General features: G+C 63.0%; 19 protein-coding genes. 10 read left to right on the top strand and 9 right to left on the bottom strand.

All coding sequences use genetic code 11. The features are described 5' to 3' along the window. The first annotated feature begins 15 nt into the window (after positions 1 to 15). The 4 genes from RA302_RS00665 (at position 16) to RA302_RS00650 (ending at position 3724) form a co-directional block, all read left to right on the top strand. Positions 16 to 1263: a hypothetical protein gene (locus RA302_RS00665; RefSeq protein ID WP_166501601.1), complete on the top strand. Its 1248-nt coding sequence runs from the start codon at positions 16 to 18 to the stop codon at positions 1261 to 1263. A 65-nt stretch (positions 1264 to 1328) separates the two neighbouring features. Next, positions 1329 to 2978, top strand: a complete 1650-nt coding sequence (locus RA302_RS00660; protein WP_019746318.1) for an MFS transporter — start codon at positions 1329 to 1331, stop codon at positions 2976 to 2978. A gap of 3 nt (positions 2979 to 2981) precedes the next feature. After that, positions 2982 to 3434, top strand: a complete 453-nt coding sequence (locus RA302_RS00655; protein ID WP_070384763.1) for a DUF6325 family protein — start codon at positions 2982 to 2984, stop codon at positions 3432 to 3434. Continuing rightward, positions 3431 to 3724 carry an SHOCT domain-containing protein gene (locus RA302_RS00650; RefSeq protein WP_020968057.1) on the top strand — a complete coding sequence of 98 codons (294 nt, stop codon included), beginning with the start codon at positions 3431 to 3433 and terminating at the stop codon, positions 3722 to 3724. Before RA302_RS00655 ends, RA302_RS00650 begins: the two co-directional genes overlap by 4 nt. A gap of 1 nt (position 3725) precedes the next feature. Here RA302_RS00650 and RA302_RS00645 read toward each other — a convergent pair whose 3' ends face one another. The 5 genes from RA302_RS00645 to RA302_RS00625 form a co-directional block, all read right to left on the bottom strand. Continuing rightward, complete coding sequence (locus RA302_RS00645; RefSeq protein WP_166501600.1) at positions 3726 to 4412, bottom strand: SagB family peptide dehydrogenase; 687 nt, start codon at positions 4410 to 4412, stop codon at positions 3726 to 3728. A 4-nt stretch (positions 4413 to 4416) separates the two neighbouring features. Further along, a complete protein-coding gene (locus RA302_RS00640; protein ID WP_020968055.1) occupies positions 4417 to 5397 on the bottom strand; it encodes an ABC transporter substrate-binding protein in 981 nt (326 codons plus the stop codon). Continuing rightward, positions 5394 to 6188, bottom strand: a complete 795-nt coding sequence (locus RA302_RS00635) for an ABC transporter ATP-binding protein (RefSeq protein ID WP_020968054.1) — start codon at positions 6186 to 6188, stop codon at positions 5394 to 5396. The genes RA302_RS00640 and RA302_RS00635 overlap by 4 nt, the downstream gene beginning before the upstream one ends. Continuing rightward, the gene (locus RA302_RS00630; RefSeq protein ID WP_019746312.1) at positions 6185 to 7252 is read right to left on the bottom strand and encodes an iron ABC transporter permease; all 1068 of its coding nucleotides are present in this window, start codon (positions 7250 to 7252) and stop codon (positions 6185 to 6187) included. Before RA302_RS00630 ends, RA302_RS00635 begins: the two co-directional genes overlap by 4 nt. A gap of 84 nt (positions 7253 to 7336) precedes the next feature. Continuing rightward, entirely contained in the window at positions 7337 to 8596 is a 1260-nt protein-coding gene (locus tag RA302_RS00625; protein ID WP_166501599.1) for an MFS transporter, read from the bottom strand. Between the two features lie 92 nt (positions 8597 to 8688). Here RA302_RS00625 and RA302_RS00620 point away from each other — a divergent pair, with 92 nt between their 5' ends. The 5 genes from RA302_RS00620 (at position 8689) to RA302_RS00600 (ending at position 13830) form a co-directional block, all read left to right on the top strand. Beyond that, positions 8689 to 8877 carry a streptamidine-related RiPP repeat protein gene (locus tag RA302_RS00620; RefSeq protein WP_003943543.1) on the top strand — a complete coding sequence of 63 codons (189 nt, stop codon included), beginning with the start codon at positions 8689 to 8691 and terminating at the stop codon, positions 8875 to 8877. A gap of 94 nt (positions 8878 to 8971) precedes the next feature. Further along, positions 8972 to 9784, top strand: coding sequence for a hypothetical protein (locus tag RA302_RS00615; protein ID WP_166501598.1), 813 nt, complete (start codon positions 8972 to 8974; stop codon positions 9782 to 9784). Then, positions 9781 to 11208, top strand: coding sequence for a CocE/NonD family hydrolase (locus RA302_RS00610; RefSeq protein ID WP_070796733.1), 1428 nt, complete (start codon positions 9781 to 9783; stop codon positions 11206 to 11208). Before RA302_RS00615 ends, RA302_RS00610 begins: the two co-directional genes overlap by 4 nt. Then, complete coding sequence (locus tag RA302_RS00605) at positions 11201 to 12541, top strand: YcaO-like family protein (RefSeq protein WP_113683416.1); 1341 nt, start codon at positions 11201 to 11203, stop codon at positions 12539 to 12541. Before RA302_RS00610 ends, RA302_RS00605 begins: the two co-directional genes overlap by 8 nt. Continuing rightward, on the top strand, positions 12538 to 13830 hold the full coding sequence (locus RA302_RS00600; protein ID WP_113683415.1) for a YcaO-like family protein: 1293 nt from the start codon (positions 12538 to 12540) through the stop codon (positions 13828 to 13830). Before RA302_RS00605 ends, RA302_RS00600 begins: the two co-directional genes overlap by 4 nt. On the opposite strand, the gene RA302_RS00595 is transcribed toward RA302_RS00600, so the two are convergent. Continuing rightward, positions 13777 to 14748: a sugar nucleotide-binding protein gene (locus RA302_RS00595; protein ID WP_166501597.1), complete on the bottom strand. Its 972-nt coding sequence runs from the start codon at positions 14746 to 14748 to the stop codon at positions 13777 to 13779. The two genes, RA302_RS00600 and RA302_RS00595, sit on opposite strands and share 54 nt — an antisense overlap. A 51-nt stretch (positions 14749 to 14799) precedes the next feature. Here RA302_RS00595 and RA302_RS00590 point away from each other — a divergent pair, with 51 nt between their 5' ends. Next, positions 14800 to 15426: a TetR/AcrR family transcriptional regulator gene (locus RA302_RS00590; protein WP_019746303.1), complete on the top strand. Its 627-nt coding sequence runs from the start codon at positions 14800 to 14802 to the stop codon at positions 15424 to 15426. 6 nt (positions 15427 to 15432) lie between these two features. Here RA302_RS00590 and RA302_RS00585 read toward each other — a convergent pair whose 3' ends face one another. The 3 genes from RA302_RS00585 to RA302_RS00575 all read right to left on the bottom strand — a co-directional run bounded on the left by RA302_RS00585 (position 15433) and on the right by RA302_RS00575 (position 17768). Continuing rightward, positions 15433 to 15873 (bottom strand): PAS domain-containing protein, encoded by a 441-nt coding sequence (locus RA302_RS00585; protein WP_003943598.1) that lies wholly within the window; start codon positions 15871 to 15873, stop codon positions 15433 to 15435. A 111-nt stretch (positions 15874 to 15984) separates the two neighbouring features. Then, positions 15985 to 16725, bottom strand: a complete 741-nt coding sequence (locus tag RA302_RS00580) for an ABC transporter ATP-binding protein (protein WP_020968047.1) — start codon at positions 16723 to 16725, stop codon at positions 15985 to 15987. Beyond that, positions 16722 to 17768: an ABC transporter permease gene (locus RA302_RS00575; protein ID WP_166501596.1), complete on the bottom strand. Its 1047-nt coding sequence runs from the start codon at positions 17766 to 17768 to the stop codon at positions 16722 to 16724. Before RA302_RS00575 ends, RA302_RS00580 begins: the two co-directional genes overlap by 4 nt. Positions 17769 to 17791: the final 23 nt, after the last annotated feature.

The following is a 17791-nucleotide window of genomic DNA, read 5'->3' as shown; positions in this document are numbered from 1 at the left end:
ACCAACCTAAACCGAGTGGAGCAGACATTGACAGCGGTGGAGGATCTGACCGAGGTTGCATCCCGGGCCGTCGCCGCCGAGCGTGATGCCCGGTCGGTGCGCTGGCACAACCCGGCAGCCGTCCGCAAGGCCGCCGCGTCCGTCCGTGATTCGCTCGACGACGAACGATCAGCGCTGAGCCGACCGTCGTACAGCGGGTTGTCGCCGTCGCCGCACATGGCTCGCCAACTCGAACTGATCACGACGTTGCAGCCGCCACTGCCCGCCGACGCCGGCATCAGCACCGCCGCGCAGGCCGAGGCCGACGCCGTCGCCGCGGTGACCACCGCGCGGATAGCCTTGCGCGCCGCCCACCTTGCGGTTCTCGAAGCACGCGTCGCCGCGCTCGATGCCGGAGATACCGATACCGTCGCCGCCGCGATTCGCGGTTACGTCCCGCTGAACTCGGGCAACCCCGTCGTCCGGCACGTGCAGGGTCTCGGCTCCCGGATCCGTGAGGAAGCACGGCACGTCGTGAGTGGCAAGCCTCGGTCGATCGCTTTTCGACTGGGGCTGAGCCTCGGCATGGGCTTGGGGTACCTGGCATTCATTCGCCTCTTCCAGTGGGACGCCAAGGAAGATCGACTGCCTTACCTTGCGCTGTACGCACTCTCGGGTGTGGTCGGAAGCGTCGTGTGCACCAATGCGCTCAGCTTCGACGCCGGCCGCGTCCGTGCTGCTTTGTCCGGCGGAACCAGGCTCTGGCACGTCCTCGTCGCGAAGAATACGATGATGCTGCTTCTCGTCGGCAGCGCCGGGTTCTTGCTCAGTGCCATCCTCGCGTGGCGCTCCGGAAGCAGTGCTGATCTGGTGAAGGCGTGCGGTCAGGTACTGACCATGATCCTGCTGTGGCTCGGTGTCGCCAACGTGATGTCCGTGGCCTTGCCGCTGCGGGCCGAACCGATGACGGCGAGGCGCCACGACGGCACATGGAAGCAGTTCCTGCTGTCCTTCGTCATCTCGTACGGTGTCGGACTGATCGTCAATCTGATGCTCTACTGGCGAGTCTGGGCCAAGACGACGATGCTCGAACAAATGGGTGGGCCGTGGATTCCGGTCCTGTTGCTCCTCGCGAGCGCGGCCGCGACGTGGCTGTTGCTGACCGTCCTGGCCGTACTCCTGGCCGAGCAACCACGCTTCCGGCGCGCCTTGCAACGGGAGATGGTGGTCTACCGCGAAGAAACCAACCACTTGCAGGCGACCATTCAGCACAATTCCGGCTAATGTAACCGTGCGTGGCTGATCCGGGCACGCCGCGAGTACACGCAGTGTCGAGGAAGGCGTGACCCATGATGTCCGTAAAGCCTGGCGCAGCCGATACGTCGGCCGCCGTAACCACCGCCTCCTGGCTACCACTGATCGTGGTGGTCCTCACGCAGATTCAGGCGTCGTTCGCCGTCAATGCGCTTACCGTCTCGATGGCCGGAATCACCACCGATCTCGACACTCCTGCAACAAGTGTCGGCACCGCGATCACCGCAGGCACCTTTGCCATGGCTGCCTTCATTCTGCTGGGCGCCAAGATCGGCGCCCGCTACGGGACGCGTTTGGTCTTCCAGATTGCCGTCGCGATTCACGGTCTCGCGATGGCTGCGGTCGCTCTGAGCCAGAGCCCGGCAATGCTGTTCGTGGCGCAAGCCGCGTCCGGCGCCGTGATCGCTCTCATCGCCCCCGCGTTGACGGTTTTCATCGCCACGAACTTCAATGGCGATCAGCAGGCAAAGGCCATCGGTTACCTGGCAGCAGCAATCCCCGCAGCCGGTGTGCTGGCACTACTCATCGCCGGTTCCTTCGCGACGACCATCGGGTGGCGTTACTCCTTCGCCCTCGTCGTGGCGCTCGCCGTGGTCAACCTGGTCCTGAGTTTCCGTGTCAAACCTGTTCCCCCGCAGAAGGACATCACCATCGATTGGGCCGGCGCCGCACTGGCTGCCGTTGCCGTCATCCTGCTCAGCTTCGGTTTCAGCGGCCTGAACTCGTGGGGCGTCATCCTGGCCACCGACGCTGCGCCGTTCTCGGTCATCGGTGTTTCACCCGCGGCCATCCTGATAGTCCTCGGCACCATCTGCGCGCAGGGATTCTTCCAGTGGACGCGAAGCCGCAAGGCGCAGAACAAGCCTCAGCTCTTCAATCTCGACGTCCTCAAGACCGGCGCCGAGCGCGCCACCACGATCTGCATGGCGACGATGATGTTCGTGGGAACCGCGGCCAACTTCCTCATTCCGCTGTACATGCAGATCATCCAGGGCCGCAGCAGCTTGCAGACGTCATTCTCGATCATCCCGTACACACTCTCGATCTTCATCGCGAGCACCGTCGTCGCGCGCCTGTACAAGACGTACTCCCCGCGTCTGATCGCACGAGCCGGGTTCGTCGTTGTTGCCGCTGGACTCATACTGTTGGCCTTCACCATTCGTGGTGACTGGCATCAGATCTTTGTTGTCATCGGCCTTATCACCCTCGGCCTCGGGCAGGGCGCCATCGTTGCGCTGGTGTTCAACACCCTCCTCACCGCAGCTCCCAAGGAACTGGCCGGTGACGTCGGCGCCTGGCGAGGACTGGTACACAACATGTCCGGGAGCGTCGGCATCGCGGTGGCCAGCGTGTTCGCCGTCGGAATCCTCGGTACCCTCGTCAGCTCGCAGCTGATCGACAACCCCACCATCCCGGCATCGCTCAAGGTCGAGTCAGGGATCAATCTCGACCAGGTCAACTTCGTCCCCAACGATCAACTCGTCGTGACGCTCGAAAACACCTCCGCGACACAGGCACAGATCGACGAAGCCATCCGGATCAACACCGAAGCGCGCCTGCGCGCACTGCGAACCTCGCTGCTCGTACTCGCCGGGCTCTCTCTGCTCGCCATCATTCCGGCCGGGCGCATGCCCAACGAAGTACCTGCTCTGGACGAACCGCAACCCACGAAGGGCAAGAAGTAACCGATGTCCAACCAAGACCAATTCGGTCCGATCGAATACGTTGCCGTCGAGTTTCCCAGCGGTGCACCGACCTCCGCGGGATTCGAGCAGCTGCTCACTCTCGTCGACTCCGGAGTGATCCGCATCCTCGACCTCGAGTTCGTCACCAAAGCCGCCGACGGATCGGTATCCGTCGTACCCGCGTCCACCTTCGAACTCGCAGATTTCGATCTGGCGCAGTTCGACGGCGCTGCCTCCGGACTGCTCGACGCCGGCGACATCGCTGCCGTTGGTGAAGAGTTGGCTGCCGGAAGTGTTGCCGCCGTACTCGTCTACGAGGAACTGGCAATACTGCCGGTCATCGAGGCCTGGACCCGCAGCGGCGCAAAGGTTGTCACCGAAGGTCACCTGAGCGTGGACGAACTGGCTGCTGCACTGGACAACACCGCACCGGATACCACGGAGAAGGACGCATGAGTTTCTTGAGGCGAGCCGGCCGGGTAGCCGTCGCAAGCTCCATTCACGGCAATGTTCAGCGCCGTCAGCGGACCCGTTGGGCTGCCGAAGATCAGGCCCGCGCAGCGCAGGTCCAGCCGGTGCCGCCGATTCCCGATCTACCGCCCCTCCCGCCGCAGGCACCTCCGGCAGAATCGGAAATGTCGATGGATGCGAAGCTCGAACAGCTCACCAAGCTGGGCGAACTCAAGAATGCCGGCGTATTGACGGAGGCCGAGTTCGAGACCCAGAAGGCGCGCATCCTCGCCTGAACTAGCTGGGCCGCCCGAGTGCAAAAGCCATGACGGGAAGCTGCGTCGTCGCGAGATTCAACAGAGATGCCACTCGGGCATCCGTGAATCCTGCGATGGCGCAGCCCACAAGTCCCATCGCCTCGGTCACAAGGTACAGATTCTGAACCAGCACACCGGCATCCACGTGCATCGTGCGGTAGTGCCGCATCGCGTACTTCTCGAGCGGCGCTTCCACGTCGGCGACCACAAACAGAAGAACCGGGAACACGTCGACGAACTCGGGCTGGAGAAGGCTCGCTCGAAGGTTTCCTTGTACGTCACCCGGCCGAACGGCCTCAGCACGGCCTTCCTGGATGTACCGGTACACCCCGGCTCCAAGCGAGGGTCCGGGATGGCTGACAACAAACGACAGCGTCAGTTCGCGCATCCCACCGGCCGTCGGGCTGCTGACCAGACTGTGGTGCAGCACATTTGAAAGTTCATCGATTCCCAAAGCATCTTGCGCTGGGTTGTAGTGGCTCCGTCGTGCCTGCAAGATATCCGGAAAGTCCTGGGCCGGCAGTGGCGTCGGCGCCGGTAATTCAACGAACTCAGGCGTCACCGGGGGCAGTGCGCCCTCGTCGAACGGTAGCTCCGACGGAGCCACCGTCCGGTCAAGCGCAGCATGCAGCGATACGACGGCCTCGACCCGCTCGAGGGCGGTCAAGACCTCACGAACCCGGGTGCAGCAGGCGAGATACCTCGGCAGCTCCGTCGATCGACACCAATTCACCGGCGAACCACGCCTCCGGAACGGCAAAGATCGCATTCGACGTCGCGGCAGGCGTCCCGGCAAATGCCGTGCGGGCAGCCTCGAGTGTGGATTCCCGAGCCGACTCGGTGGAGTAAACGACAAGAATTGCCTGCGGCGACTTCGCGAGTATCGATTCGGTGGCTACCTGGCCGAAGTACTTCCCATCCGGAAGGTCGCTCTCGTAGAGGTTCTTTCCCCCGGCCGCCTCGAGCACGCTGCTGTAGAGGCCCCTCGCCAGAGCGTAGGACTGCCCCTCCGAAACCTGAACCATCACAGTGGCAACCGGCTCCTTCCCGGCCACGGATGCCTCGGTTGCTGCGAGCGACTTCTTGCCATCTGCCAGAAGTGTTGCTGCTTCGTCACTTGTTCCGGTCAGGGCACCGAGACCGTCGATGTCGGACCAGACGTCGTCGATCCGCCCCTCGGTGACCGCCTTGTGGCAATAGCCGCTGTTCACGAAGATCGGGATGCCGAGGTCACGCAATTCGTCCATGCTCTGCAGTCGGTCACCGTCGAACCAGTATTCCCCGTCGGAGACGATCAGATCCGGACGGGCGTCGAGCAATGCTTCTTTCGCGGGAACTCCGGTGCTCAGTACCGGCACGGCCGCGAACTGATCCGCGAGTTCGGGGCTGGGAGGAGAGAGATCGGTATTCGATTGTCCGACAATGCGGTCGGCGGCACCGAGTTGAATCAGAAGCTCCGTCATCGACGGATACAGCGAGACAATCCGCTCCGCCGTCTTGGGCAACGTGACCTCGCGGTCACAATTGGTGACGGAAATCTTCTCGGACGACGACGCCGCCGAATCCGCCGTGGAGTTTCCGCATGCGGTCAGTACCGCAGTGGCAGTAACGGCCGAGCACAACAGCGCGGCAGTACGTATCGAGGATTTCAAGACACTGCTTCTTTCGTGTGTAGGAGCGGAGGGGCGAACGAGAGCAAGGGACGCCCGGTCAAGGGGTGAGTGCCGAGATGCACCTGAACCCCGAATACTTCGGACAGCAGGTCCTCGGTGAGGACCTCAGCCGTTGGTCCTGTCGCGACAACTACCCCGCCGGAGAGCAGACAGACGTAGTCGCAATACGCTGCGGCCAAAGCGAGTTCATGGATCGCGACAATCGTCGTAGTACCGAGTTCGGCGACCAATTCCATCAATTCGAGTTGAGCTCGGATGTCGAGGTGGTTGGTGGGCTCGTCCAAGACCAGCACCGAAGGTTGTTGAGCGATCGCCCGGGCCAACATCACACGCTGCTTTTCTCCGCCGGACAGTTCGGCGAAGAGTCGTGATCCGAAGCCGTGCATACCGGTTCGCGCCAGGGCGGCACTGACGATGTCCCGGTCGATTTCACCGAGTCGAGAGAATGCGCTGTGATGCGGCGTCCGGCCCGTCGCCACCACCTCGCGGACGCTGAACGAGAAGTCGGATGAATGCTCCTGCCCCACAACACCGATGATGCGTGCTGCGGATCGTGGCGAGAGATCGTCCCACACGTTCACTTCGTCGACCTTCACGATTCCGCTTCTCGGCTTCATCGAGCGGTACAACGCGCGCAGGAGGGAGGACTTTCCACTGCCGTTCGGCCCGACGAGTCCGACCACGCTCCCCTCGGGCGCTTCGAGATCTACGCCGGAAACCACCAGACGCCCACCTCGAACGACGTGAATCCCGCTGGCCGACAATCTCATGACTGCGCACCTCCGTCGCGTCGAAGTAACCAGAGGAAGAACGGAGCACCCAATCCGGCGGTGATGATTCCGAGCGGCAATTCGTTGGGCGCATCCAACATCCGAGCCGCAAGATCGACGATCACCAGGAAGGTTGCACCGACCAGCGCGGTTGCCGGCAGCAGCTTGCGGTGGTCGGATCCGACGAGGAGTCGTACGGCGTGCGGCACGAGAAGCCCCACGAAACCGATTCCGCCGGCAACGGATACAACAACCGCGGTCAGCAACGACGCGATCACCAGTAGTAGCAACCTGGTACGGCGCACGTCGACGCCCACCGATTGCGCGCTCTCGTCTCCCATAGCCAGCGCGTTGAGTTGGCGAGACTGCGTCAACAGCACTGCCGCACAGACGGTGATCACCGCGGCGGGCACACCGAGATCCGACCAACCTGCCCCGCTCACCGAACCGAGTAACCAGAAGAGCACTCCCGAAAGCTGACTCGGATCGGCGCGCAACTGCACAAAACTTGTTGCAGCCGAAAGCAGATAGCCGATGGCAACTCCGGCCAAGACCATGCGCAGCGGGACAAGCATTCCCTCGCGCCGACCCAGTACGAGAACCGCGATCAGGGAAACCATGGCCCCCAGGAAGGCTGCCACCGGAACACCGATCGACAGACCGGTTCCGATGCCCGTCGTCATGATCAGCACTGCGCCGAAGGACGCTCCCGAACCGACACCCAAGATGTACGGATCGGCAATCGGATTGCGCACCAACGCTTGCAGTACCGCGCCGGCCAGTGATAATCCGGCACCTGCCAGTGCCGCGATCAGAATGCGCGGGACCCGCAGTCCCCACACGATCCGATCGAGCAGCGGGTCGACCGGCGGTCCACCGACGTGCGCGTACAACACCGCGAATACGTCGGCGAAGGACAGCGACGCAGCGCCCGACCACACCGCGACGGTAGAGACGGTGGCAAGGACCACGGCCGTGGCCAACAGAAACGGGACGTATCCGCGGTCGCCGACGGGATGCGCACGCGACGGGGCATCAGGTACTGCTTCGCTGGTCAGCGTCATCGCACTCCTGAAGAGGTGGGGTTCACAGGCATGAACAGGTGGATCTAACCATAACGACAGTCGTTTTCATTAATAGTGACATGCTCATCTGTGCGGACAAGGATCGGTCCGCAGGGCGCTCACCCACGCGAAGAGTGCCCCGACCAGCGCAAAGCTGCACGCAACGAGGTAGGCGGTGCCGATATCCCAACGTCCTGCAATTGCCCCGGCAATCAAGGCACCCACCGGCGAACCACCCCAGGCGACCATCCTCGCCGTGGTGTTCACGCGCCCCTGTAGACGATCCGGAGTCAGACGCTGACGTGCACCGATGCCGTTGAGGATGGTGACAGTCGCACAGCCGGAGTAGACGGTCAGAGCGGTGATCGCTGCGGCGGTGTTGCTGGTTGTCGCAACGACGAACAGCACCACCGGGGCGATGGTCAACGCACCGACAGTGATCGCGCCGACCGGCCATTGCGCCGGTAGGCGTGGGAGCAAGACTGCGCCGACCACGCCACCCACGGAGACTGCTGTCCACACGGCCCCGATCATCGGACTCGACGTCGAAATCCCCAGCCTCCCGGACGCGTACACCACCAGGAGCGCCGTGACAGCACCCTGCGTCAGCGAATTGACGAAGCCGACGCCGGTCAAGGCTCGCAGGAGCGGAGACTGCCAGAGGAAGCTGAGGCCTTCGCGTATGTCACGCGCAATTCCGGGTTCCGACTTCTTCGGCGCCGCAGGAATACTCGAGAACGAGGCTCCGATCGACGCCATGGCCAGCCCGGCCAATACGTAGGCCAGTGCATCGGCACCCAATGCGTAGGCCGGGCCGATCGACGCCACGAGCACTCCGGCAATAGCCGGAAAGGCAACATCGACGAGCGTGCTGGAAGTCCACAGCGCACTGTTGGCGGCCGGTATTCTCTGCCGACCGACCAGGGCAGGCAAGGCTCCGAAAGCTGCGGCATCGAACCACACGAAACACGTTCCGATGCACATCGATACGCCGACCGCGTGCCATGCCGTCAACACACCGAGCGCCTGCGCCGCCGGAATGCTCGCCAAGGCAAGAGCAGCAACGGCCTGCGCACACAGGATGACCGTCCGCCGGTTGACTCGGTCTGCCACGGCGCCCGCGAACAAGCCGAACACGAGGTACGGCAGAACCGTCCCCGCAGCCGCGAGCGAGGTGAGAAACGGAGACCGGCTGATGTCGAACACCAGAATCGGCATTGCCACTCCGGTGACGGCCGCACCGGCCACGGCAATCGTGCGAGCCGTGAAGAACAATCGAAACGATCTGTCCCGAAACACATGTGGTTGCGCTTCGGCGGATCCCGTCGTCGAGGTCTCGCTCATCTATGCACTCTCTTGTACCTGTTGCTCTCCGTGGCGATCTTTCGTACGGTGGCATCGTAATGGAAATGGTTTCCATTACGGAAGGGATGACAATGAGCAACATTTCGTTCGACAGCGTCTCCAACTCGGCTCCGGCCAATGCACTCCAGGGCGTCGGCACCAACGCCCTCGTCGACAACCCGTTCACCTTCGAGCCGGTTGCCGAGGCGACGTCCGCACACGCTCTGCAGGGTGTGGGCACCAACGCCCTCGTCGACAACCCGTTCAGCTTCCAGAGCTGAAACCTTCCCTGATCCAGACCGTTTCGACGGCCTGATCTGCCGATGACCCCGCCCGCATCCGACTCGTCGGGTGCGGGCACCGACAAGGAGATCCGTGTACGCCCTCGCCGACGGACACCAGCTGTATCCGACACCGGACGGTGTTTGGCATTACCTGACACCGGACGAGAACGCAGTCACGATCGGTGCGCCGGCCGAAGACCTCGCGGAACTCGACAACTTTCTCAGGCGCTCTGGTTCGGTGCTCGGCCCGGGAGCGATCGAGATCGCCGACGCTCTCGCCTCTCGCGGCGTGCTGGCTGTTCCAGGTCAAGTGCCCGAGATTCCGGGTCCACAGCGTGTGCTGATGGACGGGGTCGGACCCGTTGCCGATGCCTGCATCGCTCTGCTCTCCAAGGCTCTTCCGGATCTCGACGTCGTATCCACCACTGCGCCAATCGAAGACGACGTTGCGTCTTCGGACCTCGTACTGTCGGTTGCCGACGCTCCTCCTCACGACGCGTGGTCGGAACTCGATACCTGGTGCCGCCACAGCCGAACTCCGTGGCAACGCGTCCACGCAGAGCTGGGTGAGATCTGCATCGGTCCCTTCTTCGACGGCATCGACAGCGCGAGCTACCGGGACGTCTGCGGTCGACGGCTAGCCGCGTCACGCGTACCGGATCACCTTCTGGCGCTGTGGAACCACCTCGCCGACAGTGAACGTCGTCCGCTTGGACTTTCACCCACCACAGCCGCAATGGTCAGTGCACTTGCATGTTCGGACGTCGTGGCTAGTTCTTACGGCGCACCGCAATCACACCTTCACCACCAGATCCGGATGAATCCACGAACCCTGATGATGACTCGACATCCCGTGCTACCACTGCCAGGCGGCGTTCTCGAACCTTCGCCGACGCTCCGGTGATCTCACTCGGAGTGAAGATCCCGGCAGCAGACGGCTCTTCGCTGGCTACGGATGTGCTTCTCCCAGATTCTTCACCTCGAGGATTGATCGTGATCCGAACCCCGTACGGACGCGGGTGGCATCTGGCCGAGGGGCTCGAATGGCGATCACGAGGAATTGCCTTCATCTGTCAGGACGTACGTGGACGGCACGATTCCACCGGATCTTGGGAACCCTACGTTCACGAGCGCGAGGACGCCGCCGCCCTTGCCGAGTGGCTGCAGGATCAGCCGTGGACACCCGAGTGCGTCATCGCAAGCGGGGCTTCGTATGCGGCCGGAACTGCGTGGGCGTTTACTGCCGAGACCAACGGCGCCGATCGGGCATTTCGTGCTCGCGGCGTCGTCTCCAAAGTGCCGACCATCGGAAGCGACCGCGTCAAACGTGATCCCTCGGGGATACTTCTCCTCGCCGAGCATCTGGCGTGGTGGGGCGAGCACGGAGATTCGTCTTCCTCTCGTGAGGGTTTCATCCCTGCCCTGATGCGCTCGGATTCGTCTTTGCTGGAACATCTCCCGGTGCAGTCGATGATCGAGGATGTTGGCCTGACCTCCGATTCACCGGGCTGGTTGACGCCGATCCGTCGCGCTCGCGAGCGCGAAGACTTCGGTGGCGATGATCTGGTGTCCGCGGACGAACTCTCCGAACTCGACGTCGCCGGGCTGCACATCGGCGGTTGGGACGATGCGATGATTCGGGAGACACTGCGGCACTTCGCATCCGTGTGGCGCGGGCCGCAGAGTTTGATCGTGGGCCCCTGGGCGCACGACCTCCGCCCGGGAAGGGTCGGCGAGACAAGTTTCGGCCGCCTTCAGGTCGAGTGGATGGAATCGATATTCTCGGCGCGGCCCGTGACCATCAATCGGGTATTCGACCGGGGTGCCGGCGAATGGTCGACCGAACCGTACGTCACGGGTGCGAACCGGATTCGTCTCGAACCAGACCCGAGGACGGCGCCTTTCAACTTCACGCACCACGCAGACGAGGGCCGAAACGACTGTGTTGTCTGGACTTTCGACATGGAGGTCGAGTGTGTGCTGTCGGGAATGCCTTCGGTGGAGTTGACAGTGCATTCACCCCAGGGCGAAGCCGATTGGATCGCCGAACTGAGCGTCGTCGATCCCACTCGAGTCACGAGATCGATCGCTCGTGGCGCGGGCGTCAGCCTTTGCTCCGGCACGTTGACCATAGATCTCGATCCCGTGCTCCACACTGTGCGCGCGGGTGATGTCTTGACGCTGCGGATCGCCGGCTCGGACTTCCCACGGCTCGCACGCAATCTCGGAGACGGTGATCGCTATCGAGGAACACGCAGTACCGCACTGCACCAATCATTTTCCGGGTCGTTGACCCTGCCCATACTCGGAGGAACTGCCGGTGGATGACTTGCTGGTCGACGCCCGAAGCGGCGTGCTGACCTCACTGGAACCACACATTCGCTCGGACATGCCGACAGGCTGGGTCGGTTGGGCCGCGAGGGTGGCCGACACCAGAAACTTCGGCGGCAGCGGTTCACTGTTTCGCGCGGACCCTTACGGATTCGGGGCTTCGATACGCGACGACGCAGCAGCTCGCGGTGCTGCAACCGGTGAGGCTGTCGAAAGATATTGCGGCAACGTAGTCCCCGAAGATCTGATCCGCAGCAGTGCGTCAGCGCTGGAACTGGCAGGCTCACGGGTCGTCGATCCCGCGAAATTTGCGTTGTACAGCGAGGACCAGTACCGCCTTCCCGGATTCCCCTTTGTTCCCTTCACATCGGCTCTGGAAATCCGCTGGGCGCTGGGTCACACCATGGACGAAAAAGTGCCCACCTATGTGCCAGCCGCCCTGACCTATCTCGGGTACTACACCGGCACCCGTCGCGGCGAACCACCGATCGCGTCGTTGCAGTACGCCGGAATCGCCGCGGGACGCTCACGCGCCGAGGCCGAGATGTCAGCTCTGCTGGAACTTCTCGAACGCGATGCCACCGCACTGTGGTGGTGCGGGGACCGGTCACAGCCGGCAATCGAACTCGCCGACTGGGAGCGGTTACCTGTGCACCGCCAACTCGGGGATCTGGAGAGCGACACTCGGAGCGTTCGAGTGCTTCTGCTCCCCTCCCCCTTCGGCATTCCCGTCGCCGCAGTGTGGATCCGGGATGACCGACGTGGATTGGTCGCGCTGGGCACAGCTTGTCGACCAACGGTGGAGGCGGCAGTCTCGAAGGCCCTTGTCGAGGCGTACGCCGTACTTGCCATCACGATCGACCTCGCCGACCCCGACGGGCCGACCTGGCGCAGCGTGGCGGACGGAACGCTGCCGGCGCACCTGTACAAACCCTTTCGGGCCGACCGTCGTTACCGGGACGAGTTCGATGCGCAGTGGAAGGACGTCGTCGATCTGCCGACCGTCGCCCAGCTGTATCTCGACCCCGTGATGGCTGGGGCAGCGGAAGAGCATCTCTTCGATTACACCGAAACACGCTCGGTATCAGAGATTCCCGACGAAGATCCTGTGAATCTTGCTTCTCTGGTAGCCCTTCTGACGTCTCGAGGGTACCAACCGATTTCCGTCGATCTCACCACCCGCGACATCTCGATTGCCGGGTTGCACGTCGTCCGCGTCCTGTCTCCCGGCCTCTACAACAATGCGCCGGCAGCTTTTCCCCTTCTTGGAGGTAGCAGATTGACCAGCGCATCGACCACCCATCTGCATCTGCCGGTCCCTCTCGCATGAGGTCTTTGCTCGTCGACCGCCGAACTGGGATCATTCGAGAGTTGGTCGACGCCGTTGTTCCCCAGCACTTTCCGCCGGAGTTCAAGCTGATTCACTCGTATGCCTCCGACTCGGCACGCTTCTCACCCTGGTCCAGCGACTCGGCGGGCGCCGGATATTGCTTCGATCTGGGTGACCGTGCGCGGCCTACCGCAGCTGCGATAGGCGAAGCGGTGGAACGATATTGCGGGAACATCGTCGCCAAACCGATCGTCCGCGGGTCGGCCGATGCATTGATCGGAGCAAGCATCGACCTGTCACAACTCGCGCGTTTCGACGCCGCCCAGTACGCGCGGCCACAGTTCCCGTTCGTCGAACCAACCGACGATCTCGAGTTGGACTGGACTCGCGGAGTCGACCTGATCACGGGTTCGGATATCTGGGTACCGGCCGAACTCGTCTGGGGTTCGTATCCTCATTTCGTCGCCCGGACGGGTCCGGCGATCTCTCCAGTAGCGCAGGCGGGTCTCGCTGCCGGTCCCACGACGGAATTCGCGATACGGAATGCATTGCGCGAGATAGTCGAGCGCGACGCGATGACGCTTTCCTGGACCGGAAGACGCGGCGTTCGGATAGTCACCGGCATCCCCGAGGTGCTTCGCCGCCTGGGCAATCACGGCAGCCTCTCGACCAGGTGGTTGTCATTCGACAGCGATTTCGGCATCCCGGTGCTCGGCGCCCTCGTCCACGACCGACTCACCGGATACTCGACCATGGGTACCGCCTGCCACGAAGAAGCGCAGACGGCTGCTTTCAAGTCGCTCGGCGAAGCGCTTCAGCTGCAACTGCTTTCCGCCGACTACGACAACCCGGAGAGCGGCATCGGTCGAGCCGCGGCCTCCCCGACCAGCCCGCTTGCGCCGTGGCGAGCTGACCGAAGCTATGCAGGCGCCTACCGATCGGACTTTGCCGACGTGATGGATTACGGGTGCCACTTGCAGCTCCACCTGGACCCGGAGATCCAAGCACGATTCGAGAGTGAGCTGGCAGGTGCCGTCGTCGGCGAGGTGGACCTCGACTCTCTGACGTCACCCATCGACACCGAAAGCGCACTGACAGGCTCGGGTTTCAGGCCGGCATGGGTCGACCTCACCACTGCTGATGTTCTCCGCGCTGGCTTGCATGTCGTCCGCGCCGTCGTACCCGGTTGTCTCACCAATGCGGCCGCCGGATTGCCGTTTCTCGGATCACCACGACTAGTCGACAGTCTTGCCGGACATCCAATTCGCACCATCCCATTGCCGCACTGACAGTTCCGGAACTGCCAGTTGTAACGACTCTGCGGTCTCCACCGCGTGAAACCACGTCGGCTTCGAGATTGCACGGTCTCGAATCACCTGCACGGCACGCGCGGCGATGGTTGCCGTCGCGGCCGACTGGCTACGCCCCGAAACCCACAGCGCCGGAACGGTATCCGTTCGGGCCATCGCAACCCAACGATCCGAACCCCACAGCTTCTTCGGCACAACCTTCTGGAGGGCGGGCGCCCACGTCATGGCTGCAAGCCCGAGTGTCGCTGTGGACGTGTCCAATCGCAGGTACGTCCGCACCGGTACGCCAAGGTCGCGCGTCAGGGCATGTTGGTCCGAAAAATCGGCCCGCACAGCAGGACCGGTGCGGTAGCCGGTCGCGTCCGCCGGCATCCGAAACGTCTTCAGCCCGGCGTAGTTCCGGATCGATCGCCCGTCGGGATCGGGAAACCTCGTTCCCAACATCCCGTACGTCCACGCCGTCGCGGCCGGTCCGTGTAGTTCTCCGCCGCCGAGGCCGATCACGATGTCCACGGGTCCGTCGCCGAGTCGATGCGCTTCGGCGGCAAGGACACTGGTCAATCCCGGTGCCAATCCGACGCCCATCAGAACTGGGCCGTCGACCGCTTCCAGTTCTTCGCAGTAGCTCGAGGTTGCCGTGATGTCGACGAATGCCGCCCCACCGCGTACCGCTTCTTCTGCCAGGCGAACATCCTCGAAACCCGAGGCATTCACCACGACATCGAAGTCTCGAACCGCAGCCGAATACGCGCCTGGTTCTTTAAGATCAACGACGACGTCCGCGCGGGCACGATCACGCCCGGCAGAGTACGCGGAGATTTCGGGGACCTTCGCGAGTTGTTTCATCAGGGGAATCCCGACGGCACCGTAGCCACCGAGTACAAGAACCTTCGTCATTATTTCGCCTCCCGAGTCGCTAGAGTTCGACTCTAGAGTTAGACTCTAATCATGACTGAGGTACTTCGGGAAGACACGTCGGCGCGGCGCAAGATCATCGAGGCAGCGCGTGAAGTTTTTGTCGATCCCGGCTACGCGGCCGCCACGATCAAACAGCTTGCCGCGGCGGCGGGCGTGTCGGTGCAGAGTGTCTATTTTGTGTTCGGCAACAAGCCGAGCGTGCTGTCAGCACTGCTCGACGTGGCCGTTGCGGGCGACGAGGAAAAGACGGCAACTCTCGACCGTCCGTGGGTGGCGGCGGCACTGGGCGCCCCACATCCACTCGGGCAACTCCGGATTCAGGTTCACCACGGACGGCTCATTCTGGAGCGTACCGCGGACATCCTGTTGGCCCTGCGGGCCGCTGCTTCCGCGGACGAGGACGCCGCCCGCCTTTGGCAAATCAACCGCACTCAGCGACGCACGGTGCAGGAACATCTGATGGTCGGCATCGTCGAAAAAGCGCCAACCGTCGACCTCGAAACAGCCGTGAACGTCGCACTCACGCTGCTCAGTCCCGAGACGTACACAGACCTCGTGGTCGGCGCGGGCTGGACCGGCCAAAAGTACGAAGAATGGGTGGTCAACACCCTTGCCGCCACCCTGGGCCTGGACCGAACCGTCAAATCCCGGAAGTAGCTGGGACTACTTGGTGGGCTTGTCGTCGATGTGCCGTGGGTTGTTCCACAGGCGTTCCGTCAGATCGTGAAGGACGGCGAGGGTGATCGTGTCGTCGTCCCGTCGGAGCAGAGACTGACTGACCGTCGCGCGCACCAATGTGCTGTCCGAGTGCACGAACTCCTTGACCGAGCCCGGCTCGGAACTCAGTTCACGATGAGCCTGCTCGGCACTGACGTCGTCGGCATCCTTGTCGTAGAGAATGTCCTGCAAACGCAACGCCGAGACGGCCTTCTTGGGATATCCCAGCATGTCAGCGAAGGACGGGTTGGCAAAAACGATGCTGCCGTCGCGGTGAACGGCCATAACCGGCACCGGAAGCCTGTCGAGGAGAATCAGAGCAGGCATCTGCTCCAGATCCGCAATCGGCGATTGTGGCGGCTGCGCAACATTGCGGCGGCGTTCCATAACACGTCCTCTCAAGTTGCCCGAGTCGACAACAGTCTAACTGCCCAGCAAATCGCGGGTTGACTTCCCGCCAGGATGCAGTGACGAATGCCCGAATCGTGCCCGCCTGAGTTACGCCGCGAGCGCCTCCTGGTCCTCCGCCAAGGAACCGTCAACAACACGATAGACAGTATCCATCCGAGACAGGTGACTTCGGTCGTGTGTCACGAGAAGGGTTGCCGCCTCGTGTTCCCGCACCACCCCGATGATCAGATCCATGACAGCGGCACCGCGCTCCTGATCGAGCGCGCTGGTGGGCTCGTCGACCACCAGAAGCTGCGGATCGTTCATCAATGCTCGCGCGAGATTGACGCGCTGTCGCTGCCCACCCGACAGCTGAGACGGTCGTTTTCCGCTCTGATCCGCGAGCCCGACAGCGTCCAGCAAATCCATCGCTTTTGATTTCACGGCCTTGCGACGGGTCCGTGACGTGAAAACGGACTGCCCCAGATGCGCCATCACCTCGAGCTGCTCCAGAGCCGTCAACGACGACACGAGGTTGGACTGCTGGAAGACGATTCCGATCGACGAGCGTCGCAATTCCGACGCCGCCCTCCGACTCAGCGCCGCTATGTCGGTGCTGCCTTCCGGCGTCCGGAGATAGACGTGCCCGGAATCCGGACGGATCAGGGTCGACGCCACCGCCAACAGGCTGGACTTGCCTGAACCCGAAGGTCCGGTGATTGCGGCGATCTCGCCGCGGTGCAGTCGCAGAGACACGTCGTCCAGCGCCGTCACCCGCGATTGCCCGTCGGGAAACGTCAGATCGACGTTCTGGATGTCGAGAACTGTGGTGCCGGTTGTCATGGTCATCGTGCGCTCCCCAATGCTGTGAGTGGATCGGTGGTCGAGAGGAATCGAAGTGCAAAGGCCGCGCCGAGCAGACCGAGTCCGATCAATGCCACGGCAGGTACGACGGTCGTGGATGCGTCCAGGACAAACGGCATGGCGTCTCCGATCAGCGAGCCGGCCACGGCCGTCAGCCCGATTCCGACGGTGACGCCGGCGATCAGAACGATGAGCGCCTGGCCCAGTGCGTCGCGCACCAGAGAACCAGTAGTCGCGCCGAACGCTTTCAACGTCGCGATGTCCGGGGTTCGCTGGATCGTCCACACCGTGAAGAACGCACCGATCACCAGGGCCGAGATCGCGAACAACATGAGCGTCATCAGCGTCAACGACCCGTTTTCCGACTTGTACGAACCGATCGCGTCGAGCGAACCGCTGACCGTCGTCGACGTCGTCGCGGCTGACTTGTCCGTTGCGGAAGCGTCGGAGGCTCCGGTGACAGCCAGTACTGTCGCAACTCCGCCGCGTGGATTGGCCGCCTGCCAGTCACCGAGCGTCATCCAGACGACGGGCGAATGGCTGTACCAGTCGTCACCGCGAACGTCGCTGACGGTGAACTGCTGCGTACCGACGCTCACCTGATCGCCGGCGCCCGCCCCCAGATCGCGGGCGGCACCTTCGCTCAACACCACCGTGCCTGACGCCGACGGCGTTACGTCACCGAAACCGCCGTCAGCACCGAACAGGGCCACCGACTTCTGATTTCCGTCGGCCAATCCTGCCTTCCCGCGGCCGATTCCGATGGGATCGACATCCTTCGCGGCCCCGGCCCAGGCGTTGACCTGGTCCTGTGTGAGCGCCGACTCGTCGAACGACGCCCCAGCTCCGGTGTCTGCAAACACCACCGTGTCGGCATTCATGGCCTCGATGGCCGACACGTTCTGATGGCGAAGTCCTGCAGTCAACCCGCTGAGAAAACTGACGAGAAGTGCAACCAACAGAACCACGACGGAGATCAGCGCGAAACGACCTCGCGCTGCCCGTAAGTCCCTCATTGCGACAAACACTGTGAATTCCTTTCCTGTGCTTG

Origin of the sequence: Rhodococcus sp. DN22, from assembly GCF_036669995.1 — a bacterium.
Classification (GTDB): domain Bacteria; phylum Actinomycetota; class Actinomycetes; order Mycobacteriales; family Mycobacteriaceae; genus Rhodococcus_F; species Rhodococcus_F erythropolis.
Note: the sequence above shows the minus strand (reverse complement) of the source record. Positions and strands in the feature narration are given on the sequence as shown.

What these genes read in the sequence shown, in the direction of transcription:
- RA302_RS00660 (WP_019746318.1), top strand. Translation starts at nt 1,329, where the DNA reads ATGATGTCCGTAAAGCCTGGCGCAGCCGATACGTCGGCCGCCGTAACC.
- RA302_RS00655 (WP_070384763.1), top strand. Translation starts at nt 2,982, where the DNA reads ATGTCCAACCAAGACCAATTCGGTCCGATCGAATACGTTGCCGTCGAG.
- RA302_RS00650 (WP_020968057.1), top strand. Translation starts at nt 3,431, where the DNA reads ATGAGTTTCTTGAGGCGAGCCGGCCGGGTAGCCGTCGCAAGCTCCATT.
- RA302_RS00635 (WP_020968054.1), bottom strand. Translation starts at nt 6,188, where the DNA reads ATGAGATTGTCGGCCAGCGGGATTCACGTCGTTCGAGGTGGGCGTCTG.
- RA302_RS00630 (WP_019746312.1), bottom strand. Translation starts at nt 7,252, where the DNA reads ATGACGCTGACCAGCGAAGCAGTACCTGATGCCCCGTCGCGTGCGCAT.
- RA302_RS00625 (WP_166501599.1), bottom strand. Translation starts at nt 8,596, where the DNA reads ATGAGCGAGACCTCGACGACGGGATCCGCCGAAGCGCAACCACATGTG.
- RA302_RS00620 (WP_003943543.1), top strand. Translation starts at nt 8,689, where the DNA reads ATGAGCAACATTTCGTTCGACAGCGTCTCCAACTCGGCTCCGGCCAAT.
- RA302_RS00600 (WP_113683415.1), top strand. Translation starts at nt 12,538, where the DNA reads ATGAGGTCTTTGCTCGTCGACCGCCGAACTGGGATCATTCGAGAGTTG.
- RA302_RS00595 (WP_166501597.1), bottom strand. Translation starts at nt 14,748, where the DNA reads ATGACGAAGGTTCTTGTACTCGGTGGCTACGGTGCCGTCGGGATTCCC.
- RA302_RS00590 (WP_019746303.1), top strand. Translation starts at nt 14,800, where the DNA reads ATGACTGAGGTACTTCGGGAAGACACGTCGGCGCGGCGCAAGATCATC.
- RA302_RS00585 (WP_003943598.1), bottom strand. Translation starts at nt 15,873, where the DNA reads ATGGAACGCCGCCGCAATGTTGCGCAGCCGCCACAATCGCCGATTGCG.
- RA302_RS00580 (WP_020968047.1), bottom strand. Translation starts at nt 16,725, where the DNA reads ATGACCATGACAACCGGCACCACAGTTCTCGACATCCAGAACGTCGAT.